This is a genomic window from Mesorhizobium sp. M1E.F.Ca.ET.045.02.1.1, assembly GCF_003952485.1.
Lineage (GTDB): Bacteria > Pseudomonadota > Alphaproteobacteria > Rhizobiales > Rhizobiaceae > Mesorhizobium.
In genome coordinates this window covers 2,594,371-2,618,363 of the sequence record NZ_CP034447.1, presented here as the reverse complement: position 1 = coordinate 2,618,363, position 23,993 = coordinate 2,594,371, and the positions used below count along the sequence as shown (strand labels likewise).

Here is a 23,993-nt window from a genome sequence, read left to right as displayed (position 1 = left end):
CTCCATCGGCTTTACGCTTTGTTACGGCTGTTGGTGCAGGATCGCGAAAACGATCCAGGACATCGCCGCCAGCATGACCATCCAGGGCACCGGTTGGAAACATGATTTCCTGCTCGCGCTCTGCGCGACGCTGCTCGTGCTGGCGATCAATGCGATCTCCGGCTTCCCGACGATCGCGGACCTTGGCGCCGACAACGACAGCATGCTGAGGTTGGTCGAGGTCCGCGACCTGCTGGCAGGCCAGAGCTGGTTCGATCTCCACCAGTACCGGATGGGCCTCGCCGGCGGCTTCCTCATGCACTGGTCGCGACTGGTCGATGCGCCGATCGCGCTGATCATCCTCGCCTTCCAGGCGCTGGGCGCCGGCACCGCCGCCGCCGAGAGAGCGGCGCAGATCATCTGGCCGCTCTCGCTTTATGGGCTCACCATATTCGTCATCCTGCGCGCCTCGCGGCGCTTTGCCGGCGCCGACGTGGCGATGCCGTCGCTGGTGCTGGCGACCGCGGCGCTGTTCTTTCTCGGCATTTTCAACCCCGGCACGCTCGACCACCACAATATCCAGCTCCTTTTGACGGCGGCCGGCCTCTGGCTTCTGATGGAGGCGCCCTTCTGGCGGCCGGCGGCCCTTCTGTCCGGCCTGTGCGCGGGCCTCACGCTCGCCGTCGGTATGGAGACGGCGCCCTATGTGGCGACGCTTGGCGCCTGCGCCGCTGTGCTCTTCATTCTCGACGAAAAAGAGCGCCCGACGGCGCGCGGCTTCGGCATCGGATTTGCCGCGATAGCCTCGGCGGTCCTTGTCGCCACCATACCGCCGTCGGCCTGGGGCGTGGCCCAATGCGATGCCTTCTCGGCCTTCCAGTTCGTGCTCGCGGCGCTGTCCGGCTTCGGCCTGGCGGCGATTGCGGGCTTGTCCGGGCAATCGACGGCCGGGACACGACTCGTATGGATGTCGGCGCTGGCCGTCGCGGTTGCGGCCGTCGCGATCGTGTTCTTCCCGCAATGCCTGGCATCGCCTTATGCCGGCATGGACGAGCGAATTCGCACCTATTGGCTGAACGACGTCGTCGAGGCGCAGCCCTTCCTCAGCGTGGCCGTCAAGCAGCCGAAGCTGATGGCGGCGCGCTATGTGACGCCCTTCATCGCGATGCTGTTGATCGGTCTTCAGCTCCGTAGCCGCCGCCTGCGTCGCGAGGAAGCCCTTGTCGCCACGCTGCTGGTCGTCGCTTTCGCCTTAAGCCTCTGGCAGGTGCGCGGTTCGACCTTCTCGGTCGCCTTCGCAGTGCTGCCGCTCTCGGCCTGGATTGCCGGGCTGCGCCTGCAGGCAAGCGCCGCGCAGTCATGGCGCGTCTCCACCCGCATCGCGGCGGGATGGCTGGTGTCGCTCAACGCGACCTGGGCCGGCGTCGCGGTGGCGGCGCAGTCCGTGGTCCACAAGGCGCCCACGGGCATCAATTCCGACGCGGATCATGCCTTGACCTGCGGCAAGGCCGCGGACTTCGGCGATCTGGCCGTCATGCCGGCAACGACGGTGCTTGCGTCTTCCAATCTCGGCTCGGCCATAGTGATGTTTACCGGCCACAGGGCGTTGGCCGGCCCCTACCACCGCAATGTCGGCGGCAATCTTGCCATGCTCGACGCCTTCATGGGGACGCCGGACGCCGCCCGCGCCATCGTCGAGCGCGAGCATGTCGGGCTTATCGCCATATGCCGCGGCAATTCGGAAGAGCTGTCGCTCGCCGCCGAGGCTCCCGCAGGCCTGGTCGCGCGGCTGCTGCGCGGAGACGTGCCGGATTGGCTGGAATTGGACAGCTCGACCGCCGGCAAGCCGATCGAGCTGTACAAGGTCCGCTGACCGGCTGAGCTGTCTATTTCGATTTGTCCAGGTAGGCGGCAAGCGCTTCGAGCAGGCCACGCGTACCCTCCTCGCGCCCCTTCGCCGAATCGGCGCCGTCGAAAAAGGCGCCTTGTTCGGTATAGGTCAGCCGTGTGCCCTCGCTCGATGGGGTCAGTTCGACCGTGGTCAGCGACACCGACAGCGGCTGAGGTCCGATCGCCATCTTGTAGGTGAAGACGATACGCTGGTTCGGCACAATGTCCTGGAATTGCGCGTCGAGCCTAATCTCAGGCCCACCCGCGTAGCTGAAGCGTGAAACTTCGCTACCGCCAACGCGGAAGTCGAAGCTGAACTCGGAGATGGCAAAGCCGTCGCCTTCGATCCGCCATTGCCGCACGGTCGCCTTGTCGGCAAATGCGAAGAACACACGTTCGGGCGATTGCGGGTAGGTCCGTTCGATAGTGAAGGTAGAGTGGATGACGGAATGTTCGTCTTTCACGGAGGTTATCTGGTTCATTGCTTCTGGTCCTGATTCTTCTTAGGTGATTGGTCCGTCTCGGCCAAGATCTGGCCGAGGCGATCAAGCTGGCGTTCCGCAGGTATGCGGCGTTCCGCGATCCAGTCGGCGAGCGGAGCGAGCCCGCCCGGTTCGATCCGGCAGGTGCGCACCCGCCCGATCTTTTCGCTGCGGATCAGCCCGCAGGCCTCCAATGTCTGCAGATGTTGCAGCACGGCGGCGAAAGTCATGCCGAACGGTTCGGCCAACTGGCTGACCGTGGCCGGCCCTCGGCTTAATCTTTCCAGGATCGCCCGTCGCGTGGGTTCGACGAGAGCCCTTAGAATATCGTCGATCTCGGAATAGTTAAGCATTGACTTGAGTATTGACGGAGCACGATAAATTGTCAAGTATCGGCTAAAGTATTTTGAGCAAAAGGCAGGAAAATGCAACGATATCAGTTATTTATGAAATGCGCAGGACGAGCGCGAACCGGTTTCCCTCCCCGGAATTGCGTCAAAGCGAAGAGATAAAAGGCGTCCTGCGTTTCTAAGAAGCGATGAATCGTTATAAGCGTCCGCCGACCAGCAAGGCCGGAATTTAGCCGCCGAGCTTTGCTCAATCCTGGTGCAGGATGAATTCCAGATAGAGATTGCGCTGCAGGATCGAGTGATTGTCGTCCGACATCAGTGAAACCATCAGCGCGCCGTCATCGCGGGTCCAGACGTCAAGCCCTTCCATATTGTCGATCTGGTAGCCCATGTCGGCTTCCATCAGCACCGGTCCGTCGGCGACCGCGCCCTTCTCGACGCTCTCGCCATAGATGCGCCGCAGCCGCATCTTCACCCCGCGCGCCATCGAGAAGCTGCGCTCGAGCAGAAGCAGGTCGCCATCCGGCAGGAAGGCGCCGTCGGTGATGTGGAAATCGCCGTTGCGCCTGATGGTGAAGACGCCCTTCTTCGGTCCCTCGATGAGGGCGGCATAGATATTGCCGGCCTTGTCGAGGCTCTTTTCCGAGACCACGACCAGGCCACCTTCGTGCTGGCCGTAAGGATTGGCATGCGTGACCGTCTCGAAGCCGCGGTTCTGGCGCAGCTCCCGGGCCGGAACCAGATAGTCGAGCGTCTTGAAGGGCGCCTTCATGTTGTCCGGGTCGATCTTGAACTGGACGACGCGCTGCTCGCGCTCGAAACCGACGGTGGCGATACCGTCCTTGACCGCGAGGCCTTCCGCATCGACCTTCCACTTCTCGTCGATCGGCCGGCCCGAAGCGTCGACCATCTGCTGCATGCGGAAATTCGACACGCCCGATGGGCGCTTGTCGGCATCGTGGCTGATGGTGCCGAAGAACCAGAAGCCGGTGTCGGCGACGCCAATGAAGTCGCTGCCCGCTTTCAGAAAGCGAAAGGCCGACAGCGCGCCGAAATCGCGTGACGGCGAGGTCATCTCCAGCCCGCCGACGAACTCGAGTGGCCCGAACTGTTTCTGGTCGCGGCCGACGTGGAACTCTGTGATCGGCCGCGCCGAAATCTCGATCGCCTCGACCGGGGCTCGCTGGGCCGCAATCGCCGGCGAAACCACCGCGCAGGTCAGCATGCAGGCGAAAACCGTCAACCGGAATCCGCCTCGCGAAAAGATCATCCGGCGCGCCGCAGGCCGCCGCGCCGCGTATCGCGCGCGCTCTCCTCGCCGAACAGCGAGGCCAACTGCTCGGTCATGGCGCCGGCCAGTTCCTCCGCATCGACGATGGTGACGGCGCGGCGATAGTAGCGCGTGACGTCGTGGCCGATGCCGATGGCGAGCAATTCGACCGGCGAGCGCGTCTCGATCAGCTCGATCACCGCGCGCAGGTGCCGCTCCAGATAGTTGCCGGGATTGACCGAAAGCGTCGAATCGTCGACCGGCGCGCCGTCCGAGATCATCATCAGGATCTTGCGCTGCTCGGGCCGGCCGATCAGCCGGTTGTGCGCCCAAAGCAGCGCCTCGCCGTCGATGTTCTCCTTGAGCAGGCCCTCGCGCATCATCAGGCCGAGATTGCGCCGCGCGCGCCGCCACGGATGGTCGGCGGACTTGTAGATGATGTGACGCAGATCGTTGAGCCGGCCCGGATTCGGCGGCTTGCCGTCCTTCAGCCATTTCTCGCGCGCCTGCCCGCCTTTCCAGGCGCGGGTGGTGAAGCCGAGGATTTCCACGGAGACACCGCAGCGCTCCAGCGTGCGCGCCAGGATATCGGCGCAGGTTGCGGCTACCGTGATCGGCCGGCCACGCATCGAGCCCGAATTGTCGAGCACCAGCGACACCACCGTGTCGCGGAACTTGGTGTCGCGCTCCTGCTTGAAGGACAGCGGCTGCATCGGATCGATGACGACGCGCACCAGCCGCGCCGGATCGAGATAGCCTTCCTCCAGGTCGAAATCCCAGGAGCGGTTCTGCTGCGCCATCAGCCGGCGCTGCAGCCGGTTGGCAAGCCGGCCGACCACGCCGGAGAGATTGGCGAGCTGCTTGTCGAGGAAAGCGCGCAGCCGGTCGAGTTCCTCTTCCTCGCAAAGATCCTCGGCGCCGACCGTCTCGTCGAAGGCCGTGGTGAAGACCTTGTAGTCGATTTCCTTCGGCAGGTTGAGGAACGGATTGTCGTTGCGGCGCGCCTCGCCCGGCGTCTCGGCATCGGAATCGTCCTCGTCGGAAAGATCGTCCGATGTGGCGTCCGTCGCTTCCGTCTCGGCCGACTCTTCCTCGTCGGCGGACGCCTCGGCATCTTCCGACTGCGACTGATCCGAGCCGGAATCGTCCTCGCCGCCCTCCTCGCTCTGCTCCTCGCCCTGCTGCTCGTTCTCCTCGTTGTCCTCCGTGTCCTCGGTTTCCTGGTCGTCGCCGAGTTCCTCGGCCATTTCCATGGAGACGAGCATGTCGCGCACGATGCGCGCGAAAGCCTGCTGGTCGTCGAGCTTGGACGACAGGCCGTCGAGATCGGTGCTGGCCTTCTCCTCGACCCAGGGGCGCCACAGATCGACAAGCCGCTCGGCGCTCTTCGGCACGGGACGGCCGGTGAGCTTCTCGCGCACCATCAGAGCCACCGCCTCCTCGAGCGGCGCATCGGCCTTGTCCTTGACGTCGACGAGATTTGCCTTGGCGTATTTGTCTTCCAGCATCGAGCCGATGTTGTCGGCCACGCCCTGCATGGCGCGGCTGCCGATCGCCTCGACGCGCGCTTGTTCAACGGCATCGAAAATAGCCCGCGCGAGCTTGCCCTCCGGCGCCAGCTTAGTGTGGATACGCTGATCGTGGCAGGCGCGCTTCAGCGCCATGGAATCGCCGATGCCGCGGGTGATGGCGATGTCGTTGCGGGAAGCCTTCTTCGGCAGTTCGGGCAGACGGGCGCGGTTTCCGGCCAGCGCCGGCCGATCCTTGGCGAAGCCGACCTCGAGGTCCTTGTCGCCGGCAACGGCGCGCATGCACACCGTGACGGCGCGCTTGAAGCTGTCGGCTTCAGACCCGTTCTTCGGCTTGTTGCGCGTGTTGTCGCCCGGACCCGCCATCGATCATTCCCTGCGCGAAGCCTGCCGGTACGCGCTTACCCCAGCACCACGTTGGCGGCACTCTCCGGCAGATCCTCGCCGAAGGCGCGCTGATAGAATTCGGCCACCACCGAACGCTCCAGCTCGTCGCATTTGTTGAGGAAGGTGAGCCGGAACGCCATGCCGATATCGCCGAAGATCTCGGCATTCTCGGCCCAGGTGATGACCGTGCGCGGGCTCATCACCGTCGACAGGTCGCCATTGATGAAGGCCGAGCGCGTCATGTCGGCGACGCGCACCATCTTGTTGACGATCTCCTTGCCCTTGTTGTCGCGGTAGTGCTTGGCCTTGGCCAGCACGATGTTCACCTCGTTGTCGTGCGGCAGGTAGTTGAGCGTGGTGACGATCGACCAGCGGTCCATCTGCGCCTGGTTGATCTGCTGCGTGCCGTGATAGAGGCCGGTGGTGTCGCCGAGGCCGACCGTGTTGGCGGTGGCGAACAGGCGGAAGGCCGGATGCGGGCGGATGACGCGGCTCTGATCGAGCAGCGTCAGACGACCGGACGATTCCAGCACGCGCTGGATGACGAACATCACGTCGGGGCGGCCGGCATCGTACTCGTCGAAGCAGAGCGCCACATTGTGTTGATAGGCCCAGGGCAGGATGCCGTCGCGGAATTCGGTGATCTGCAGGCCTTCCTTGACGACGATGGCGTCCTTGCCGACGAGATCGATGCGGCTGACATGGCTGTCGAGGTTGACGCGCACGCAGGGCCAGTTGAGGCGGGCGGCGACCTGCTCGATATGCGTCGACTTGCCGGTGCCGTGATAGCCCGACACCATGACCCGGCGGTTGTAGGCAAAGCCGGCGAGGATCGCCAATGTCGTCGCCCTGTCGAACAGATAGTCCGGGTCGATGTCCGGCACATGCTCGGACGACACCGAATAGGCGGGCACCACCATCTTGGAGTCGAAGCCGAATTTCTCCCTCACCGACACCGTCGTGTCCGGCAAGTTGGCGATGTCGCGATCGACCTTGTTCATCACTATCAACGTCTCCACGTGCGAAACGACGGCGTTTCGCCGGCAATCGATTTTGTTCGGGGGCGGTCTTAGAGCCTTTTCCAACCTTATGAAAGTTGGAAAACGACACGGACCGTAGGGCCGCTCAGCACAATCCTGCTTGCTTGAGCACGCGATAGGCCTGCAGCACATCGCGGAACCGGTCTTCCGAACCCCTGTCGCCACCATTCGCATCAGGATGGTGGCGCTTCACGAGTTCCTTATAGCGCGCCTTGATATCCTTGCCAGTCGCCTTTGTATCAAGGCCAAGCGTTTCCAGCGCCTTGGCCTCAAGCGGCTTCGCCTTGCGCTCGCGTGCCTCGCGCGGCCCGCCGCCGAACAGGTTGAAGGGGTCGCGCATGCGGTTGTAGTAACCGGCGCGGCCGGAGCGTTGTTGCGCGAAATCCGGCGCAGAACGCATCCCGCCGCCATTGGCGCCCATGCGCCAGGTCGGCCGGTGGCCGGTCAGCGCCTCCTTTTGGAAGCGGGCGATCTCGGTGTCCGACACACCCGAGAAGTAATTGAAGCTCTTGTTGTATTCGCGCACATGCTCGAAGCAGAAGCGGAAATACTCACCCTCCTTCAGCCGTCCGACCGGCGCCCGATGCGTGCCGGCCTCCTTGCAGCCATCCCACTGGCAGACCGGCGCGCGCGACTTCAGCTCCGCGTCCTTTTCCGGCCGGATGCGGATTTTCTCGAAATATTTGGGATACGGTTTCATCTCACCCATTTATGGGCTGTTCGCTAGTGCGAAACAAGAATTGACATTTGGCAGATGATCGCCCTAACCGCTGAATCGCGGCTTAAAGCGGTCGAAAATGCAGATTTTACGGCGATGCCGTAGATGTGGTGAAGGGAAGCCCCGATGTCCATACAGTCGACGATGGAAAGCAAGCTGAAGGCGGCGTTTTCGCCCGAAAGGCTCATCGTCATCAACGAAAGCCACCTTCATGCCGGCCATCATCATGTCGAGTCCGGTCACCACGCCACCTTCGACGGCACCGGCGAGACGCATTTCCGCGTCCGCATCGTCTCGCCGAATTTTTCCGGCATGAGCCGCGTCGACCGCCACCGCGCCGTCAACGAGCTGCTTGCCGACGAGTTGAAGGCCGGCGTGCACGCGCTCGCGATCGAGCCGGCCGCGCCCGGCGAGAAGACCCTCTGGTAGGGTTCAGGCGACCGTCGCCTTCAGGAAAGCCATGACCGCGGCGGTCAGCGCATCGCCGTCCTCGCCGAAGCGCCGGTTGATCGCCATGTGCGAATAGGCGCTGCCGTCGAACAGTGTGACCTTGTTGCCGGCCGTCCGCAGCCGATCCGCGAAGTCATGCGCAGCGGTCGCGCGGATCGGCGCGTTCGAATAGGCGACGAACACGGGCGGGTGCTTGGCCGTCCCGATATAGGTCGCGGGTGACAGCGCGCGCCACTGGCCTGGATCCGAAAACGCCTGCGCGTAGATCGGCCGCAGCCTGCCGCCCTGCGCCCTGGCCAGAGCCTCGATGTCATAGGCTTCGGTATCGTCGAGCACCAGCGCGGCGACGCCGGGCAAGCCGCCGCGAAGTCCTGTCAGTGCCGCCAGATGGCAGCCGGCCGAGTGACCCATCACCACGATGCGGTCCGGATCGCCGCCATAGCTGGCGATATTGGCGCGCACATAGGCATAGGCCTCTTCCACGTCGCCCGCCTGGGCGGCGACGTCGGCCTTGGGCAGCATGCGGTAATCGATCGAGACGAACAGGAAGCCGTTGGCGAGCAGGAAGCCCGGCTTGGCGTTGACGTTGTTGCGGTTGCCGATCCGCCAGGCGCCGCCATGGATGAAGAAGACGACCGGATCACCCTTGGCGCCTTCTCGGGCGTAGATATCGAGCTTGGCTGGCCCGTAGTCGACGGTTTGCGGCGCCGGCTGGCGCAGCCGCCAGGCTGCCGACGCCCCTGCCGGCAGCAGCGCGGCAACGGACGCAAGGACAAAACACCGCCGATCGATCATCGTCATCTCCTGACCACCCCCAGCTCTGATCGCCCTCGGCAAAGAGTGCACGCGAGCGCGGCAGGCGTCCAGTTAAGGATTGTTCAGGGGCTGCAAGGGGTTGGCTCGCCAACAGTGGACCCGCACCCCTCTTGCGCCATCGAAAAATGCGCGGGCGCTCGACTGGGCCGCGTGAACAAGATCATGGAACATTTTCCCTGGTCTGGCAGTTTGCTTGACGGCCCGGTTCTGGAGGAAGCGCTCATCCATGCCGGGCGGATTGTTAGCCAGACCGGAGAGCCGATGCGACTGGCGCCTCCGAGGGGTGACCACCCATGAAGACGACGTATCGAGCTCCAGCCGGGCATGGTAATGGGTGCTCAGGCAGTTTGCAGCCTTTGCGGCTGTTTCCGGCGATTGCCTTGGCGGCCTTCCTCTCGGCTCCGGCCGCCGCGCATCAGGCGCCCAAGGGCTGGCAGTACGACAGCTCATGCTGCGCGGGGTTGGACTGCTATCAGGCACCCGCGGCCGACGTGAAGGAAACGCAGTATGGATACCAGCTCTCCACCGGGGAGCTCATTCCCTACACCGACAGGCGGATCAAGCGCTCGCGCGACGAGTTCTTTCACGAGTGCAAGCCCGGCGGCGACGTAAACTCTCAGCATTCGTTCTGTCTCTACGTTCCCGACCACGACATGTAGGTGCGAAAAACCAATACGAGATCCTTCCTTGAAGCTCTCAGGCAAGCATTCTGTCCGCATAGGGCGCTTTGCCGCCTCGATGCCCGATCGAGCGTCCGCTGCGCTGGCTCGCGCCGCCGCAAGGCGGTCGATGCAGCGGCAGTCGGTACCACTGCCGGTTACCTTGCGGCGACATCACACCGCAGCGTCGGCACTTCTGTTTTGTGTTGGCAAATGGGTCGACCGAGCGCACACTGATCTTGGCTGTCGATTCGGGGTGGGCGACTAGAGTTCACATCGGGATGCGCGACGCGGCGCTTGTTTCGGCCACGCGGAGTGGTTCCCTCACACCTCGGTGATCGAAGCTGACGATTAGCGTTTGTCGGGAACAAAGAGCGCTTTCCGGCAGTTGAAGAGACGATGAGCCGATTGGCAGCCTATCGGCTCCGAGGCAAAGCATCATGCGCGAGAATCAATCAGACGTCTTCGACCTGTTTTCGGAGATTTACTCGAACGCGGCCCAGGAAGAGATCAGCCTTCAGCAGTATCTGCTTGCCTGCCGTGAAGACAAATCCATGTACGCCTCAGCGCCCGAACGCATGGTCGAGGCAATAGGCGAGCCGAACCTTGTCGACACCAGCAAGGACGAGCGGCTCGGGCGTATTTTTTCGAACCGTACGATCAAGATCTATCCCTCCTTCTCGGACTTCTACGGAATGGAGGATACGATCGAGCGCATTGCGGGATATTTCCGCTATGCCTCGCAGGGGCTCGAAGAGCGCAAGCAGATCCTCTATCTGCTCGGCCCGGTCGGCGGCGGCAAATCCTCGCTTGCCGAACGGCTGAAGAAACTGATGGAACAGCGCCCGATCTATACGCTGAAAGTCGGCAACCAGATCAGTCCGGTCTTTGAATCGCCACTCGGCCTTTTCAATCCCGATCGCATGGGCGATCTGCTCGAGGACAAATACGGGATAGCGCGTCGCCGGCTGAATGGGCTGATTTCGCCCTGGGCGGCCAAGCGCCTCGACGAACTGTCCGGCGACATTTCCAAATTCAGCGTCGTCAAGCTGTCGCCGTCGCGTCTGCGCCAGATCGCCATCACCAAGACCGAGCCCGGCGACGAGAACAATCAGGACGTCTCGGCCCTGGTCGGCAAGGTCGACATCAGGCAATTGGAACACTTCAGCCAGTCCGACCCGGATGCCTACTCCTACAGCGGCGGCTTGAACCGGACCACGCAAGGGCTGCTCGAATTCGTCGAGATGTTCAAGGCGCCGATCAAGGTCCTGCACCCGTTGCTGACGGCGACCCAGGAAGGAAGCTATAACGGCACCGAGAATTTCGGCGCCTTTCCCTATCAGGGCATCGTCGTCGCCCACTCCAACGAATCGGAATGGCAGCAGTTCAAGAACAACAAGAACAATGAGGCCTTCCTCGACCGCATTCTCGTGGTCAAGGTTCCCTATTGCCTTCGCATCACCGAAGAAAGGCAGATTTACGAAAAACTTCTGCGCGAGAGCGATCTGGCGAACAGCCCCTGCGCGCCTGAAGTGCTGGACATCCTCAGCCGCTTCACCGTCTCGACGCGGCTTGCGGAGCACGAGAACTCGCCGCTCTACACCAAGATGCGCGCCTATGACGGCGAGAATCTCAAGGAGATCGACCCGAAGGCGAAGTCGGTCCAGGAATATCGCGATGCCGCCGGCGTCGACGAAGGCATGACCGGGGTCAGCACGCGCTTCGCCTTCAAGATCCTGTCGCAGACCTTCAACTACGACACCAAGGAGGTGGCCGCCGATCCCGTGCATCTGATCTATATCCTGGAGGAGGCGATCAAGCGCGAGCAATTCCCGAAGGAGACGGAAGCTGCCTACCTCGAGTTCATCAAATCGGAGCTCGCGACGCGCTATGCCGAGTTCATCGGTCACGAGATCCAGAAGGCCTATCTGGAATCGTACAGTGAGTACGGCCAGAACCTTTTCGACCGCTATATCGCCTACGCCGATGCCTGGATCGAGGACCAGGACTACAAGGACCCCGATACCGGCCAGATCCTCAACCGCGAGGTCCTGGATAAGGAACTGTCGCAGGTCGAAAAGCCGGCCGGCATCGCCAATCCCAAGGACTTCCGCAACGAAGTGGTCAAATTCACCTTGCGCGCCCGGGCGCGCAACCATGGCCGCAATCCATCCTGGACGAGCTACGAAAAGCTTCGCGAGGTCATCGAGAAGCGCATGTTCGGTCAGGTCGAGGACCTGCTGCCGGTGATCAGCTTCGGCTCCAAGCAGGACAGCGTCACGGAGAAGCGGCACAACGAATTCGTGGAGCGGATGGTGGAACGCGGCTATACTCAGCGGCAGGTGCGCCGGCTGGTCGACTGGTACATGCGCGTGAACAAGGCAGGCTGAGCAAAGCTGGAGCGGTTCCATGCCGATCTTCATCGACCGCCGCCTGAACCCGAAGGACAAAAGCCTGGGCAATCGCCAGCGCTTCCTCAAGCGCGCGCATGAAGAGCTCAAGCGCACCATCCGCGACAAGATCCGGACAAGCGGCATTGCCGAGATAGACCGGGAGCACGCCGTGCCGATGCCTCGGAAAGGCACCAGCGAGCCGACGTTCAGCGACGCCAAGGACAGCGGCCATCGCCAGCACATCCTGCCCGGAAACCGGACGTTCAGCCCCGGCGACCTGATCCCCAAGCCTGGTGGCGGGGGCGCGGGCTCTTCGGCTCCGGGAAACACGGAATCCGAAGACGACTTCCGCTTTGTGCTGTCGCGCGAGGAGGTGCTCGACCTCTTCTTCGAGGACCTCGAACTGCCCGATCTGGTCAAGCTCAATCTCAAGCAGATATTGAGCTTCAAGCCGAGGCGGGCAGGCTTCGCGGCAACCGGGTCGCCGACCAACATCAATGTCGGGCGCACCATGCGAAACAGCCACGGACGCCGCATCGCGCTGAAGCGGCCCAAGCAAGAGGAATTGGATGCGATCGCCCGGCAGCTCTCCGAGCTGGAATCGAAGCCGTCAAACGCGGCAACGCGCGAGCGCATCGCCGTTCTGCGCGAGGAGCTCGAACGGCTCGAGCGCCGGCGAAAGCGGATCGCCTATGTCGATCCGGTCGACATTCGGTTCAGTCGCTTCGACCCCCAGCCCCTGCCGAATGCAAATGCCGTGATGTTCTGTCTGATGGATGTCTCGGGATCGATGGGCGAGCGCGAGAAGGATCTGGCCAAACGCTTTTTCGTGCTGCTGCACCTGTTCCTGACACGGCGCTACGAACGGACCGAGATCGTCTTTATTCGCCACACCCACGAGGCCAAGGAGGTTGACGAGCACACTTTCTTCTACCACACCCAAAGCGGCGGCACCGTGGTTTCCACGGCGCTCGAGGAAATGCAGCGCATCATCGAGCAGCGCTATCCGGCCGCCGAATGGAACATCTACGCCGCGCAGGCTTCCGACGGCGACAACTTCGCCACCGACTCCGAGCGCTGCATCGAACTGCTCGACCGCAGGCTCATGCGCCTTTGCCAGTATTTCGCCTATGTCGAGATCATCGACGAGCGGGAAAGCCACATTTTCGGCTCGACCGAGAACGGGACGTCGCTCTGGCGCGCTTACAGCGCCGTGGACGGGAAATGGCCGAATTTCCAGATGAGGCGCATAGCCGCTCCGGCGGACATCTACCCGGTCTTTCGCGAGCTCTTCGCCAGGCAGCCGGCGCTGCGCAAGAGCGCGTGAGGTTGTGGGTCGATAGGACGGGGGCCGATGGTCAGTCAGGCGCGCAAATCCGAACTTTTGTTTTCCGGGTCTGACTGGGATTTCGCGAAACTGTCGCGGGTCTACGACGAGATCGAGGCGATCGGCAAGGAAGAGCTTCGCCTCGACATCTATCCGGTGCAGATGGAGGTCATTTCCTCCGAACAGATGCTCGACGCCTATTCATCGGTCGGCATGCCGCTGATGTATCGCCATTGGTCGTTCGGCAAGCGTTTCCTCTATGACGAGCTTCTCTACCGCAAGGGCGCGCGCGGTTTGGCCTACGAATTGGTCATCAACTCCAATCCCTGCATCGTCTACCTCATGGAAGAGAACACCATGGCCTTGCAGGCCCTGGTGACCGCCCATGCGGCACTGGGCCACAACCATTTCTTCAAGAACAATCATCTCTTCCGGCAATGGACCGACGCCGGGGGCATCCTGAGCTACCTGGATTTTGCCAAGAGCTACATCGCCCGGTGCGAGGAACGGCATGGCCTGGCCCCCGTGGAGGCCATGCTCGATTCCGCCCACGCGCTGATGGAGCAAGGCGTCTTCCGCTACCACCGGCCGCCGAAGCTGTCATCGGAGCAGCAGCGCGAAGGGCTGCGCGAGCGCCTTGAATACGAGGAGCGTTCCTTCAACGATCTCTGGCGGACGTTGCCGCCCTCCCAGGGAAAGAACAAGCCGGAGGCAGAGGACGAGAGCCTCGCGGAGCGGAAGAAATCGCTCAATCTGCCCGAGGAGAACCTGCTGTACTTTCTCGAGAAGAACAGCCTCGTCCTTCAGCCCTGGCAGCGCGAGATTGTCAGGATCGTGCGTGTCATTGCGCAGTATTTTTACCCGCAGCGGCAAACCCAGGTGATGAACGAGGGCTGCGCCACCTTCGTGCATTACACGCTCATGAACATGCTTTTCGATCGCGGCCGCATCAGTGAAGGCGCCATGCTCGAGATATTGCGCAACCATTCGAACGTGGTCTTCCAGCCGGCCTTCGACGACCCGCGTTTTTCCGGCATCAATCCCTACGCGCTGGGTCTCGACATGATGCAGGATATCCAGCGCATCTCGACCGAGCCGACCGCGGAGGACCGCGACTGGTTCCCGGACATCGCCGGCCGCGGCGACTGGCGCGAGACCTTGCTCGATGCCTGGGCCAACCACCGCGACGAATCCTTCATTCGCCAGTATCTGAGCCCGGCCCTGATCCGGAAATGGCGGCTCTTCGTGCTGGCCGACGGCGCCGACGAGCCGCATTTCGAAGTCGCGTCGATCCACAATGAGCGCGGCTATAGCAAGATACGGTCCGCGCTGGCCCAAAGCTACGACGTGGGGGCGAGACGACCCGACATCCAGGTGGTTGATGTGGATCTCCTGGGAAACCGGCATCTGCGGCTGCAGCACAACGTCAAGGACGGCATCCTGCTCGAGGAGGAAAGTCGCGACGCGACCCTGCGCCATATCCGAAGCCTGTGGGGCTACGACGTCAGCCTGGCGGCTGTCGATGCTGAAACGGGTGCGGTGCTCAGCGAGCGCTCGACGAAGGAAATTTGAGTCAAGACAACTTAAAGCGCGTCGCGCTGAAACGAATTCAGGCGACGCGCTTTAGCCCTCGCCGGCAGGCCGGATCCTCAACCTCGCGATGCGGTTCTTGTCGCGCTTCATCACCACGAAGCGCTTGCCGTGGAAGGTGAAGGCCTGCTTCTCCTCGGGGATCGTCTGCGTCTCGTGGATGACGAGGCCGGCGATCGTCGTGGCCTCCTCGTCCGGCAGGTCCCAGTCGAGCGCCCGGTTGAGATCGCGGATCGGCACCATGCCGTCGACGACCACCGAACCGTCCGCCTCCTGCTTGACACCTTGCATGTCGACGTCGTGCTCGTCGGCGATCTCGCCGACGATCTCCTCGATGATGTCTTCCAGCGTCACCAGCCCTTCCATCTCGCCATATTCGTCCACGACGATGGCGAAATGCGCCTTGCGGCGCAGGAAGGCGTTGAGCTGATCCTGCAAGGTGGTGGTGTCGGGCACGAACCATGGCTTCGACGCGATCTTCATCACGTCGATCTTGGAAAAATCGTTGCCGACCTCGTTGAGCGCCCTCAGCAGATCCTTGGCGTGCAGCACGCCGACGATGTTGTCGAGCGAGCCTTTCCACAGCGGCATGCGCGTATGCGGGCTCTGCAGGATCTCGCGCACCACCATTTCCGGCGGATCGTCGGCATTGACCGAGCGCATGTTGGTGCGGTGGACCATCACATCCGACACTTCGAGTTCCTCGAGATCGAACAGTGCGCCCAGCCGGTCGCGGTCCTCGCGCGCCTGCCCGTTGCGGCGGGTATCGTCGCCGGCCTCGTCCGATTCATCGTCCTCGGGCGCCATCGGCTCGACCGGCCGCAGCGTGTAGCCGAACGCGGCAAGCAGTCGTGTGCGGAACAAAAGCGCCAGCACGACGATGGCGGCAAGGACGGCTGCGGCAATCCAGCCGGCGTCGATCATCTGGAATGGCTCATCTTGGGCCATTCGGGATGGCTCGCCTTGAGGAAGGACAGCACTTCCGAGGGCGGCACGTCCTTGGCGATGAAGGCCTGACCGATACCACGCGTCAGGATGAAGGTGAGCGCGCCGCGCGAAACCTTCTTGTCCTGGGTGATGAAGCCAAGCAGCGCCTCGGCGTCCGGCAGATCGCCTGATATGTCGGCCATCCGCCAGGGCAGGCCGACGGCGCGAAGATGCGCTTCGACACGGCTTGCGTCGTCCGGGCTCGCCAGATTGAGGCGCGCGGAAAAACGGTGCGCCAGGGCCATGCCGATGGCGACGCCCTCGCCGTGGACGAGGCGGGCGCCGTCATAGTTGGTGGCGGCTTCGAGCGCATGGCCGAATGTGTGGCCGAGATTGAGCAACGCGCGGTCGCCGGTCTCGAACTCGTCGCGGGCAACCACGTCGGCCTTGGCGCGGCAGGCCTCGGCGATGGCTTCGGTCCGCTCCGGGCCGCCGGCGAACACTTTTTGCCAGTTCTCCTCCAGCCAGGCGAAGAAGCCGGGGCGGTCGATCAGCCCGTATTTGGCGAGCTCGGCATAGCCGGCGCGGAACTCGCGGATCGGCAGCGTGTCGAGCACGCCGGTGTCGGCCAGCACCAGCTTGGGCTGGTTGAAGACCCCGACCAGGTTCTTGCCGCGGGCGCTGTTGATGCCGGTCTTGCCGCCGACGGAAGAATCGACCTGCGCCAGCAGCGAGGTCGGCACCTGCACGAAATTCATCCCGCGCCGCACGATGCCGGCTGCGAAGCCGGCAAGGTCGCCGATGACGCCGCCGCCGAGAGCCACGACAACGTCGCGGCGTTCGAGCTTGGCGGCGAGCACGCCGTCGACCACCTCTTCGAGGCGGGCAAAACTCTTGGTCTTTTCGCCGGCAGGCAACGTGATGACGGCCGAATGGATGCCGCCTTTTTCCAGGCCGGCCTTCAGCGTTTCGAGATGCGCGGCGGCGACGTTCTCGTCGGTAACGATGGCCGCGCGGGTGCCGGGAAGGCGGCCCGCGATTTCGGTTCCGGCGCCGGAAAGCAGGCCCGGCCCGATCAAAATGTCATAGGCACGGTCGCCGAGCCCCACCTCGACCTTAACCGGTTCTGTATGGCTCACGGCTCCACCTCGTCGCTGGTGGCGATCGCGGCGACGCCAAGATGGGCGCAAAGCGCGCACACCACCTCGCCGGCGATGACTTCCTTGCGGTCGTCGCGGGTCGGAACGGTGATGTCGGCCGTGGCATAGACCGGATAGCGCTCGCTCATCAGCCGCTCCAGCACGCCGCGCGGATCGGGATTCTTCAGGAGCGGCCGGTTCTGCTTCTTCGAGACCCGCTCCATCAGGAGATCGAGGTCGGCCTTCAGCCAGACCGATACGCCATGGCTCGCGATCGCCTCGCGCGTCTGCGCGTTCATGAAGGCGCCGCCGCCGGTCGACAGCACCTGCGGGCCGTTCTCCAGCAGCCGCAGGATCACGCGCTGCTCCAGCGCCCGGAACTCCGGCTCTCCGTAGCGCTCGAACAGCTCCGGCACGGTCATGCGCGATACGCTCTCTATCTCCTGATCGCTGTCGATGAAGGGCAGCGAGAGCATCGCCGCCACCTTGCGGCCGATCGCCGTCTTGCCGGCACCCATCAGGCCGACAAAGATGATGGAGCGGCTGCCGAGCCTTTCGAGCAGCGCGACACGGCCTTCGTCCGGCGGATTTGCTGGCAGCGCGTTCATGCGGAACCTCTTTTGCGCCGTATCGACATCAAAAGCCTGTTTGCGTCAAGCACGGCGCCGCAAGCAAACAGGATCGTGCGGCTTTCCAACGGAACCTTCGCCGACAAAATCCTTCGTCCTTGAATTGGTCGGATTGGCGTCCCATAAGGGCACAGGGTTTGGAAACGCAAAAACAAGAAGACGGGCGAAAGCTGAATGCCGACATTGTTTCGCTTTGTCGTGACGCTGGCGGTTCTTGCAGGCATTGCCTATGGCGCGATGTTCGCGCTGGCGATGTTCGTCGAGCCGAAGAAGGCGGAAATGAGCGTGCGCATTCCGGCGGAAAAGCTCAATCCGAAGAAGAACTGATCCCGGCCAGATGAACAGCGCCGCCCGCATCGAAGCCTTCCTGGAGATGATGAGCGCCGAGCGGGGGGCGGCCGAGAACACGCTTTCCTCCTATCGCCGTGACCTCGAAGACGCTTCCGCCTCGATCGGCGGCGGGCTGGCGGGAGCGGGAGCGGCCGACATCCGCGCCTATCTCGACGACATCGCGGCCAGAGGCTTCGCTCCGACCTCGCAGGCGCGAAAATTATCGGCGATCCGCCAGTTCTTCAAATTCCTCTATGCCGAAGGACTGCGCGGCGACGACCCGACCGGCACGCTGGACAGCCCAAAGAAGGGCCGACCGCTGCCGAAGACGATGACCGAAGCCGAGACCGGCCGCCTGCTCGACCGCGCGGCCGAGGAAGCGGGCGGTGCCGCGCCGGGCGGCGACCGGCTGGCGGCGCTGCGCCTGCATGCGCTGGTCGAGGTGCTCTATGCCACCGGCCTGCGCGTTTCCGAGCTGGTCGGCCTGCCGGTGACGGTGGCGCAGCGCGACGACCGTTTCTTCATGGTGCGCGGCAAGGGCGACAAGGAACGCATGGTGCCGCTGTCGGCCAAGGCGCGCGACGCGATGCGGGCCTGGCTTGCAACAAGGGCCGAACGCCCGGCCTTTGCCGAGAGCCCCTATCTGTTTCCGGCTTCCTCCGACAGCGGCCATCTCTCCCGGCAGGTTTTCGCCCGCGATCTCAAAGGGTTGGCGGCCCGGGCCGGTATCGCCTCGGCCAAGATCTCGCCGCATGTGCTTCGCCATGCCTTTGCCAGCCATCTCTTGCAGAATGGCGCCGATCTCAGGGCCGTCCAGCAACTGCTTGGCCACGCCGATATCTCCACCACGCAGATCTACACCCATGTTCTGGAGGAGCGGCTGGTGCGGCTGGTCAACGATCATCATCCGCTTGCCGACTAGGCCTCATATCGCTATGTGATGGCGACGTTCCACCGCCCGGAGCCAGCATTTCCAGGGTTCCGCCAGCCATTGCCTTCCGACGGATCGGTCCGCCCAAGCATGTACAATTACCTCGATTTCGAAAAGCCGGTGCAGGATCTTGAGCTCAAGATCCTCGAGCTGAAGAAGCTTGCGGAGAACGGCGAGGCGGTCGATGTCGCCGACGAGATCAACAGGCTGGAGAAGCGCTCGCGCGACGCGCTGCGCGATCTCTACAAGGCGCTCACCCCCTGGCAGAAGGTGCAGGTGGCGCGCCACCCCGACAGACCGCACTGCGTCGACTACATCAAGGGCTTGTTCAGCGATTTCACGCCTTTGGCCGGAGACCGCAATTTCGGTGAGGACCAGGCGATCGTCGGCGGTTTCGCCCGTTTTCGCGGCGAGCCGGTGGCGGTGATCGGCCAGGAAAAGGGCTCGGACACGGCGAGCCGCCTGAAGCATAATTTCGGTTCGGTGCGTCCCGAAGGCTACCGCAAGGCGGTGCGGCTGATGGAGCTTGCCGATCGCTTCAAGATGCCGCTTCTGACGCTGGTGGATACTGCCGGCGCCTATCCCGGCGTCGGCGCGGAGGAGCGCGGCCAGGCAGAGGCCATAGCGCGCTCGACCTCGGCCTGCCTGGCGCTCAAGGTGCCGTCGATCTCGGTCGTCATCGGCGAAGGCGGCTCCGGCGGCGCCATCGCCATCGCCACCGCCAACCGCGTCTACATGCTGGAGCATGCCATCTATTCGGTGATTTCGCCCGAGGGCGCGGCTTCGATCCTGTGGCGCGACACCACCCGCTCCAAGGACGCGGCGACCAACATGAAGATCACCGCCCAGGATCTTCTCGAGATGAAGATCATCGACGCCATCGTTCCCGAGCCGATGGGTGGCGCCCAGCGCGCTCCCGAAACGGTGATTGCCGCGACCGGCGACCTCATCGCCAAGACCATGAAGGACTTTGCCGGCGCCAATATCGACTTCCGCGAGCAGCGCCGTGAGAAATATCTGGCGATGGGCCGCAGCCTTTAATCGGGCCGCCCGTGGTAAACTGTGGCGGCAACGAACAATTTCGCCACAAAAATGCCGCCGCATTCGGCTCAATGAAAATCGCCGTGAGGGGTTGGCCAAGGCTTGCGGTAAGGATTTTTCAAGGTTAACGGGCTTACCGTCCGTCGGTGTTCAGCGTGCGGGCTCGGTCGTGCCGAGGCCTTTGGCCCGAAAGAAAGACGTAGCCGTAGCGATGTTTGCCAAGCTTGCCCGCACCGGAGTCCTGATCGCCGCGATTGGCGTCGCCGGCTGCAATGATTCGTCGATGAAGGATTTCGCGCCGGAGGCCAACAAGCCGCTGCCGGACAAGATCCTTGCCGACATGAAGGCCAAGGGCATGGTGCGCACCTCCTCGGTGATGGCGCGCATCTTCAAGGAAGAAGGCAAGCTGGAGATCTGGAAGGCCAAGACCAACGGCCGCTACGATCTCGTTGCCGCCTATGACATCTGCAAATGGTCGGGCAAGCTCGGCCCCAAATACACCGAGGGCGACCGCCAGGCGCCGGAAGGCTTCTACACGGTGCGTCCGTCGCAGATGAATCCGCGTTCGAACTATCATCTGTCCTTCAACATCGGCTTTCCCAACGCCTATGACCGCGCCAACGGCCGCACCGGCGCCAATCTGATGGTGCACGGCGCCTGTTCGTCGTCCGGCTGCTATTCGATGACCGACGCGCAGATTGAGCAGATCTATGCCTTCGGCCGTGACGCCTTCCAGGGCGGCCAGACCGAGTTCCAGATCCAGGCTTTCCCGTTCCGCATGACCGCCGCCAACATGGCGCGCTACCGCAACGATCCGAACTACGAGTTCTGGAAGATGCTGAAGGTCGGCTACGACAATTTCGAGATCACCAAGGTGCCGCCGAAGGTCGACGTCTGCGAGAAGCGTTACGTCTTCAACCAGGTGGCGCCTGAAGGCACGACCTTCGATCCGACCGGTCCCTGCCCCGAGAGCACGCAGCCGGATTCGTTGAAGACGGCCTATGCCGATTACGAGAAGCGCTATGACGCGGCTTTCAGCTCTGCCGTCAGGTCGAGCGCGCCGGCGCCCAAGCCGACCATTGCCGGCATCAAGGAAGCCAGCATCGTTTCCGATTGGTCGAAGCGCCGCGCCCGCGGCGAGCGCGTGCCGATCGAGCCGCCGTCGATGAATTCCGATGGCTCGGTGACCGAGACGGTGCGCATGGGCCGCATCGATTCGCCGCTCGGCCGCAAGATGGCGGCGCTCGACGCCGAGAAAGAGGCCAAGCGCAAGGCCGAGGAGCAGCGGCTGGCGGCAATCGAAGCCGCGAAAGCCGCCAAGGAAGCGGCCAAGGCTCAGGCGCTGGCCGAAAAGGAAGCCGCCAAGCAGGCAGCACAACAGCAGGTCGTCACCGCCGGCGTCGAGGTGGCGCCGGCCCAGCCGGCGGCTGAGACACAGGCGGCGAGTGCTGACGAAGGCACCGTGTCCAAGCTGAAGAAGAAGCTGCTCGGCATGTTCGGCGGCTGAGATCTTTGAGCTTGGCAAAGCACGCAATCACCTACGATCTCAAGGGCCTGAACTGTCCGCTGCCGGTGCTCAAGGCCCGCAAGCGTCTGGCCGCGATGCGGCCGGGCAGCCGTCTGTGGCTGGAGACCACCGATCCGCTCGCCGTGATCGACATTCCGGCCTTCTGCGCCGATGCCGGCCATCAGTTGATCGAGACGGCGACGGTAGCCGGAGGCCATCGCTTCCTGGTCGAGCGCGGCAGCGCGGCTTAACCAGTAGCGGGCTTTCCAATCACAGTCCGGCGATCGCCAGCGGATTGGCTTCGAGCGCCGCCCGGTCCGGCGTATCGATCGATGGCCGATTGGTGAAGGCGGCGAACAGCCGCTGGACATAGTCTTCAGGCATATCGAGCGTGATCAGCACCAGTCGGGTGCCGCGCTGGCCGTCCGGCCAGGCCGGCAGCCTTGCCGTCGGATGCAGGACCTTCTGCACGCCGTGAACGACCAGCGGCCGTGACGGATCTTCCATCAGTTCGATGACGCCCTTCATGCGCAGCAGCTTCTCACCATGCGTCGAGCGTAAGAGATCGAGGAACATCTCGATCGCCGAGAACGGCACCGGTCCGTCGTGGACGAGCGAGTGGCAGCGCACGCGGCTGTCGTGGCGGTGGTCGTGATGATGGTGGCTGTGATCATGGTCATCGTCGTGGTGATGATGGCCGTGGTCATGCGCTGCCTCTTCGCCGAGCCAGCGTCGCACATCGGCGGTCTTGGTATCGGGATTGTAGAGGCCGCAGTTGAACAGCGACGCCACGCCCGTGCCGCCATCGTTGACGTCGAGGAGTGCCGCGCCCGGATTGATCTGATGGAGCCGTGCCCGCAGGGCCCCGACATCCCCTACCTCGGCAAGGTCGGTCTTGGTGAGCACGATGCGGTCGGCGACCGCCGCCTGCTTCACCGCCTCGACATGAGCATTGAGGGTCGCCTCGCCGTTGACGGCATCGACCAGCGTGATGACGCCGTCGAGCCGGAAAGCCTGCACCAGCGCCGGATGCGCCATGATCGACTGCAGCACCGGCGCGGGATCGGCAAGGCCGGTGGTTTCGACCACGACGCGCGCAAGCCGGGCGATACGGCCGGTCTGCAGCCGGTCGACGAGATCGGCCAGCGTATCGACGAGATCGCCGCGCACCGTGCAGCAGAGGCAGCCGTCGGAAAGCTGGATGATGCCGTCCGAGGCCTGCTCGACCAGAAGATGGTCGATCGCCACCTCGCCGAGCTCGTTGATGATGACCGCCGTGTCGGCGAGTGCCGGGTCCTTGAGCAGCCGGTTGAGCAGTGTCGTCTTGCCGGCGCCGAGAAAGCCGGTGAGCACCGAGACGGGAATGGGAAAGCCGCTGTTCATCGCTTGCGCGCCGGCTAGTTGGCGGCCTTGGCCGGCTGGTCGCCCTGCACGGCGGCAGCGGCCGTTCCTGTCGCGGCGGGCGCAGCGTCGGCCGGCAGCGGCTTGTCGGGTCGCCAGGTCGGCAGCGGCACATCGGCGTAGTTCTGGTCGGCTTGGTCGACGAAAGCCTTCGGCGCCGGTCCGGTGGCACCGCCGAGGCCGACCGCGATCAGCGTTGGGTGGTCGAGTTTCACCTGATAAGGCGATTTCGGCTTGTTCTTGGCGTCGACGGTTGGGGCGGCCTCGGATTGCTCCTCTTTCGTCTTCTTCTTGCAGATCTCGTCATGCAGATCGTTGGGCGACAGCGTGTCGCCATAGGGCTTGAGCGCCGCCAGCGTCGTCGAGCCGGCGGCCGGCGTATCAAAACCCTGGTCGAGCAGCTTCGCCGCGGCTTCGGCGCGGCTGATGGCGGATTTTTCGCCAAGCACCACGGCAACCAGCGTGCGGCCATTGCGCGTCGCCGAGCCGATCATGTTGAAGCCCGAGGAGCAGACGAAGCCGGTCTTCATGCCGTCGGCGCCCGGGTAGCGGCCGATCAGGAGATTGTAGTTGGGAAGCGCCTTCTTGCCGACGGCAAGTCCCTCGATGGAGAACCATGGCGCATATTGCGGGAAGTCGTTGCGGAGCGCCGTGACCAGGACGGCGAGGTCGCGCGCGGTCGTATACTGGTCCGGCGAATAGAGCCCGTTCGGATTGACGAAATGCGTGCCGGTCATGCCGAGTCTGGCGGCCTCGGCATTCATGCGGTCGGCAAAGGCCTCCTGCGAACCGCCGATGTTCTCGCCGACGGCCATGGCGATGTCGTTGGCCGACTTGACCAGCATCATCTTCAGCGCATTGTCGAGCCGCATCACCGAGCCTGGCTTGAAGCCCATCTTGCTCGGCGGCTCGCCGGCGGAATGTTTCGTCACCTTGATCGGCGAATCGAGCGCGACCTCGCCGGCGGCGATCGCCCGGAACGTCACATAGGCCGTCATCAGCTTGCTGAGCGAGGCCGGATACCAGCGCTTGAAGGCATCCTGATGCTCCAGCACCTTGCCGCTCTTCAAGTCGAAGAGAACCACCGGATTGGCGCGCGCGGCGCCACAGAGCATCGGCAGCGCCAGCCCGCCCGCCAGCAATAGGTTGAGGAAATGCCCTTGCCGCATGATCTATTCCGAAATCGCCTCTTGCCGTAGTCGCCGCTG

Annotated in this window: 23 protein-coding genes; 11 read left to right on the top strand and 12 right to left on the bottom strand. The window is 63.5% G+C overall.

The window, feature by feature from the left end:
* Nucleotides 1-73 precede the first annotated feature (73 nt).
* Complete coding sequence (locus EJ070_RS12695) at nt 74-1,852, top strand: GtrA family protein (RefSeq protein WP_126091668.1); 1,779 nt, start codon at nt 74-76, stop codon at nt 1,850-1,852.
* 13 nt (nt 1,853-1,865) lie between these two features.
* Here EJ070_RS12695 and EJ070_RS12690 read toward each other — a convergent pair whose 3' ends face one another.
* The 6 genes from EJ070_RS12690 to EJ070_RS12665 all read right to left on the bottom strand — a co-directional run bounded on the left by EJ070_RS12690 (nt 1,866) and on the right by EJ070_RS12665 (nt 7,636).
* Nucleotides 1,866-2,351, bottom strand: coding sequence for an SRPBCC family protein (locus tag EJ070_RS12690; protein ID WP_126091667.1), 486 nt, complete (start codon nt 2,349-2,351; stop codon nt 1,866-1,868).
* Nucleotides 2,348-2,704, bottom strand: coding sequence for a metalloregulator ArsR/SmtB family transcription factor (locus tag EJ070_RS12685; protein ID WP_126095728.1), 357 nt, complete (start codon nt 2,702-2,704; stop codon nt 2,348-2,350). Before EJ070_RS12685 ends, EJ070_RS12690 begins: the two co-directional genes overlap by 4 nt.
* A 244-nt stretch (nt 2,705-2,948) precedes the next feature.
* Nucleotides 2,949-3,971 (bottom strand): esterase-like activity of phytase family protein, encoded by a 1,023-nt coding sequence (locus EJ070_RS12680; RefSeq protein WP_126091666.1) that lies wholly within the window; start codon nt 3,969-3,971, stop codon nt 2,949-2,951.
* Nucleotides 3,968-5,866: a cobaltochelatase subunit CobT gene (gene cobT, locus EJ070_RS12675; protein ID WP_126091665.1), complete on the bottom strand. Its 1,899-nt coding sequence runs from the start codon at nt 5,864-5,866 to the stop codon at nt 3,968-3,970. The genes EJ070_RS12680 and cobT overlap by 4 nt, the downstream gene beginning before the upstream one ends.
* A 35-nt stretch (nt 5,867-5,901) precedes the next feature.
* Complete coding sequence (gene cobS, locus EJ070_RS12670) at nt 5,902-6,888, bottom strand: cobaltochelatase subunit CobS (protein ID WP_126091664.1); 987 nt, start codon at nt 6,886-6,888, stop codon at nt 5,902-5,904.
* Nucleotides 6,889-7,012: 124 nt separating this feature from the next.
* Nucleotides 7,013-7,636: a J domain-containing protein gene (locus EJ070_RS12665; protein WP_126091663.1), complete on the bottom strand. Its 624-nt coding sequence runs from the start codon at nt 7,634-7,636 to the stop codon at nt 7,013-7,015.
* A gap of 135 nt (nt 7,637-7,771) precedes the next feature.
* On the opposite strand from EJ070_RS12665, the gene EJ070_RS12660 reads away from it, so the two are divergent.
* Nucleotides 7,772-8,074 (top strand): BolA family protein, encoded by a 303-nt coding sequence (locus EJ070_RS12660; RefSeq protein ID WP_126091662.1) that lies wholly within the window; start codon nt 7,772-7,774, stop codon nt 8,072-8,074.
* A gap of 3 nt (nt 8,075-8,077) precedes the next feature.
* Here the strand turns inward: EJ070_RS12660 and EJ070_RS12655 are convergent, their stop codons facing one another.
* Nucleotides 8,078-8,890, bottom strand: a complete 813-nt coding sequence (locus EJ070_RS12655) for an alpha/beta hydrolase (RefSeq protein ID WP_126091661.1) — start codon at nt 8,888-8,890, stop codon at nt 8,078-8,080.
* A 314-nt stretch (nt 8,891-9,204) separates the two neighbouring features.
* On the opposite strand from EJ070_RS12655, the gene EJ070_RS12650 reads away from it, so the two are divergent.
* The 4 genes from EJ070_RS12650 to EJ070_RS12635 all read left to right on the top strand — a co-directional run bounded on the left by EJ070_RS12650 (nt 9,205) and on the right by EJ070_RS12635 (nt 14,862).
* Nucleotides 9,205-9,570: a hypothetical protein gene (locus EJ070_RS12650; RefSeq protein WP_126091660.1), complete on the top strand. Its 366-nt coding sequence runs from the start codon at nt 9,205-9,207 to the stop codon at nt 9,568-9,570.
* 440 nt (nt 9,571-10,010) lie between these two features.
* Entirely contained in the window at nt 10,011-11,960 is a 1,950-nt protein-coding gene (locus EJ070_RS12645; RefSeq protein WP_126091659.1) for a PrkA family serine protein kinase, read from the top strand.
* Nucleotides 11,961-11,979: 19 nt separating this feature from the next.
* Nucleotides 11,980-13,290 carry a YeaH/YhbH family protein gene (locus EJ070_RS12640; protein WP_126091658.1) on the top strand — a complete coding sequence of 437 codons (1,311 nt, stop codon included), beginning with the start codon at nt 11,980-11,982 and terminating at the stop codon, nt 13,288-13,290.
* Nucleotides 13,291-13,317: 27 nt separating this feature from the next.
* A complete protein-coding gene (locus EJ070_RS12635) occupies nt 13,318-14,862 on the top strand; it encodes a SpoVR family protein (RefSeq protein ID WP_126091657.1) in 1,545 nt (514 codons plus the stop codon).
* A 51-nt stretch (nt 14,863-14,913) separates the two neighbouring features.
* Here the strand turns inward: EJ070_RS12635 and EJ070_RS12630 are convergent, their stop codons facing one another.
* The 3 genes from EJ070_RS12630 to EJ070_RS12620 are packed head-to-tail and all read right to left on the bottom strand — an operon-like array spanning nt 14,914 to nt 17,554.
* On the bottom strand, nt 14,914-15,804 hold the full coding sequence (locus tag EJ070_RS12630; protein WP_126095727.1) for a transporter associated domain-containing protein: 891 nt from the start codon (nt 15,802-15,804) through the stop codon (nt 14,914-14,916).
* Nucleotides 15,801-16,946, bottom strand: coding sequence for a 3-dehydroquinate synthase (aroB, locus tag EJ070_RS12625; protein ID WP_126091656.1), 1,146 nt, complete (start codon nt 16,944-16,946; stop codon nt 15,801-15,803). The genes EJ070_RS12630 and aroB overlap by 4 nt, the downstream gene beginning before the upstream one ends.
* Complete coding sequence (locus tag EJ070_RS12620; RefSeq protein ID WP_126091655.1) at nt 16,943-17,554, bottom strand: shikimate kinase; 612 nt, start codon at nt 17,552-17,554, stop codon at nt 16,943-16,945. Before EJ070_RS12620 ends, aroB begins: the two co-directional genes overlap by 4 nt.
* 195 nt (nt 17,555-17,749) lie before the next feature.
* Here EJ070_RS12620 and EJ070_RS12615 point away from each other — a divergent pair, with 195 nt between their 5' ends.
* The 5 genes from EJ070_RS12615 (at nt 17,750) to EJ070_RS12595 (ending at nt 21,635) form a co-directional block, all read left to right on the top strand.
* Nucleotides 17,750-17,902 carry a hypothetical protein gene (locus tag EJ070_RS12615; RefSeq protein WP_040989318.1) on the top strand — a complete coding sequence of 51 codons (153 nt, stop codon included), beginning with the start codon at nt 17,750-17,752 and terminating at the stop codon, nt 17,900-17,902.
* Between the two features lie 10 nt (nt 17,903-17,912).
* Nucleotides 17,913-18,827 (top strand): site-specific tyrosine recombinase XerD, encoded by a 915-nt coding sequence (locus EJ070_RS12610; RefSeq protein WP_126091654.1) that lies wholly within the window; start codon nt 17,913-17,915, stop codon nt 18,825-18,827.
* Between the two features lie 99 nt (nt 18,828-18,926).
* On the top strand, nt 18,927-19,877 hold the full coding sequence (locus tag EJ070_RS12605; protein ID WP_126091653.1) for an acetyl-CoA carboxylase carboxyltransferase subunit alpha: 951 nt from the start codon (nt 18,927-18,929) through the stop codon (nt 19,875-19,877).
* A gap of 211 nt (nt 19,878-20,088) precedes the next feature.
* The gene (locus EJ070_RS12600) at nt 20,089-21,384 is read left to right on the top strand and encodes a murein L,D-transpeptidase family protein (protein WP_126091652.1); all 1,296 of its coding nucleotides are present in this window, start codon (nt 20,089-20,091) and stop codon (nt 21,382-21,384) included.
* An 11-nt stretch (nt 21,385-21,395) separates the two neighbouring features.
* A complete protein-coding gene (locus tag EJ070_RS12595) occupies nt 21,396-21,635 on the top strand; it encodes a sulfurtransferase TusA family protein (protein ID WP_189350513.1) in 240 nt (79 codons plus the stop codon).
* A gap of 19 nt (nt 21,636-21,654) precedes the next feature.
* On the opposite strand, the gene EJ070_RS12590 is transcribed toward EJ070_RS12595, so the two are convergent.
* Complete coding sequence (locus tag EJ070_RS12590) at nt 21,655-22,767, bottom strand: GTP-binding protein (protein ID WP_126091650.1); 1,113 nt, start codon at nt 22,765-22,767, stop codon at nt 21,655-21,657.
* A 14-nt stretch (nt 22,768-22,781) separates the two neighbouring features.
* Nucleotides 22,782-23,954, bottom strand: a complete 1,173-nt coding sequence (locus EJ070_RS12585) for a D-alanyl-D-alanine carboxypeptidase family protein (RefSeq protein ID WP_126091649.1) — start codon at nt 23,952-23,954, stop codon at nt 22,782-22,784.
* Between the last annotated feature and the right edge of the window lie 39 nt (nt 23,955-23,993).

What these genes read in the sequence shown, in the direction of transcription:
- EJ070_RS12695 (WP_126091668.1), top strand. Translation starts at nt 74, where the DNA reads ATGACCATCCAGGGCACCGGTTGGAAACATGATTTCCTGCTCGCGCTC.
- EJ070_RS12690 (WP_126091667.1), bottom strand. Translation starts at nt 2,351, where the DNA reads ATGAACCAGATAACCTCCGTGAAAGACGAACATTCCGTCATCCACTCT.
- EJ070_RS12685 (WP_126095728.1), bottom strand. Translation starts at nt 2,704, where the DNA reads ATGCTTAACTATTCCGAGATCGACGATATTCTAAGGGCTCTCGTCGAA.
- EJ070_RS12680 (WP_126091666.1), bottom strand. Translation starts at nt 3,971, where the DNA reads ATGATCTTTTCGCGAGGCGGATTCCGGTTGACGGTTTTCGCCTGCATG.
- cobT (WP_126091665.1), bottom strand. Translation starts at nt 5,866, where the DNA reads ATGGCGGGTCCGGGCGACAACACGCGCAACAAGCCGAAGAACGGGTCT.
- cobS (WP_126091664.1), bottom strand. Translation starts at nt 6,888, where the DNA reads ATGAACAAGGTCGATCGCGACATCGCCAACTTGCCGGACACGACGGTG.
- EJ070_RS12665 (WP_126091663.1), bottom strand. Translation starts at nt 7,636, where the DNA reads ATGGGTGAGATGAAACCGTATCCCAAATATTTCGAGAAAATCCGCATC.
- EJ070_RS12660 (WP_126091662.1), top strand. Translation starts at nt 7,772, where the DNA reads ATGTCCATACAGTCGACGATGGAAAGCAAGCTGAAGGCGGCGTTTTCG.
- EJ070_RS12655 (WP_126091661.1), bottom strand. Translation starts at nt 8,890, where the DNA reads ATGATCGATCGGCGGTGTTTTGTCCTTGCGTCCGTTGCCGCGCTGCTG.
- EJ070_RS12650 (WP_126091660.1), top strand. Translation starts at nt 9,205, where the DNA reads ATGAAGACGACGTATCGAGCTCCAGCCGGGCATGGTAATGGGTGCTCA.
- EJ070_RS12645 (WP_126091659.1), top strand. Translation starts at nt 10,011, where the DNA reads ATGCGCGAGAATCAATCAGACGTCTTCGACCTGTTTTCGGAGATTTAC.
- EJ070_RS12640 (WP_126091658.1), top strand. Translation starts at nt 11,980, where the DNA reads ATGCCGATCTTCATCGACCGCCGCCTGAACCCGAAGGACAAAAGCCTG.
- EJ070_RS12635 (WP_126091657.1), top strand. Translation starts at nt 13,318, where the DNA reads ATGGTCAGTCAGGCGCGCAAATCCGAACTTTTGTTTTCCGGGTCTGAC.
- EJ070_RS12630 (WP_126095727.1), bottom strand. Translation starts at nt 15,804, where the DNA reads ATGATCGACGCCGGCTGGATTGCCGCAGCCGTCCTTGCCGCCATCGTC.
- EJ070_RS12620 (WP_126091655.1), bottom strand. Translation starts at nt 17,554, where the DNA reads ATGAACGCGCTGCCAGCAAATCCGCCGGACGAAGGCCGTGTCGCGCTG.
- EJ070_RS12615 (WP_040989318.1), top strand. Translation starts at nt 17,750, where the DNA reads ATGCCGACATTGTTTCGCTTTGTCGTGACGCTGGCGGTTCTTGCAGGC.
- EJ070_RS12610 (WP_126091654.1), top strand. Translation starts at nt 17,913, where the DNA reads ATGAACAGCGCCGCCCGCATCGAAGCCTTCCTGGAGATGATGAGCGCC.
- EJ070_RS12605 (WP_126091653.1), top strand. Translation starts at nt 18,927, where the DNA reads ATGTACAATTACCTCGATTTCGAAAAGCCGGTGCAGGATCTTGAGCTC.
- EJ070_RS12600 (WP_126091652.1), top strand. Translation starts at nt 20,089, where the DNA reads ATGTTTGCCAAGCTTGCCCGCACCGGAGTCCTGATCGCCGCGATTGGC.
- EJ070_RS12590 (WP_126091650.1), bottom strand. Translation starts at nt 22,767, where the DNA reads ATGAACAGCGGCTTTCCCATTCCCGTCTCGGTGCTCACCGGCTTTCTC.
- EJ070_RS12585 (WP_126091649.1), bottom strand. Translation starts at nt 23,954, where the DNA reads ATGCGGCAAGGGCATTTCCTCAACCTATTGCTGGCGGGCGGGCTGGCG.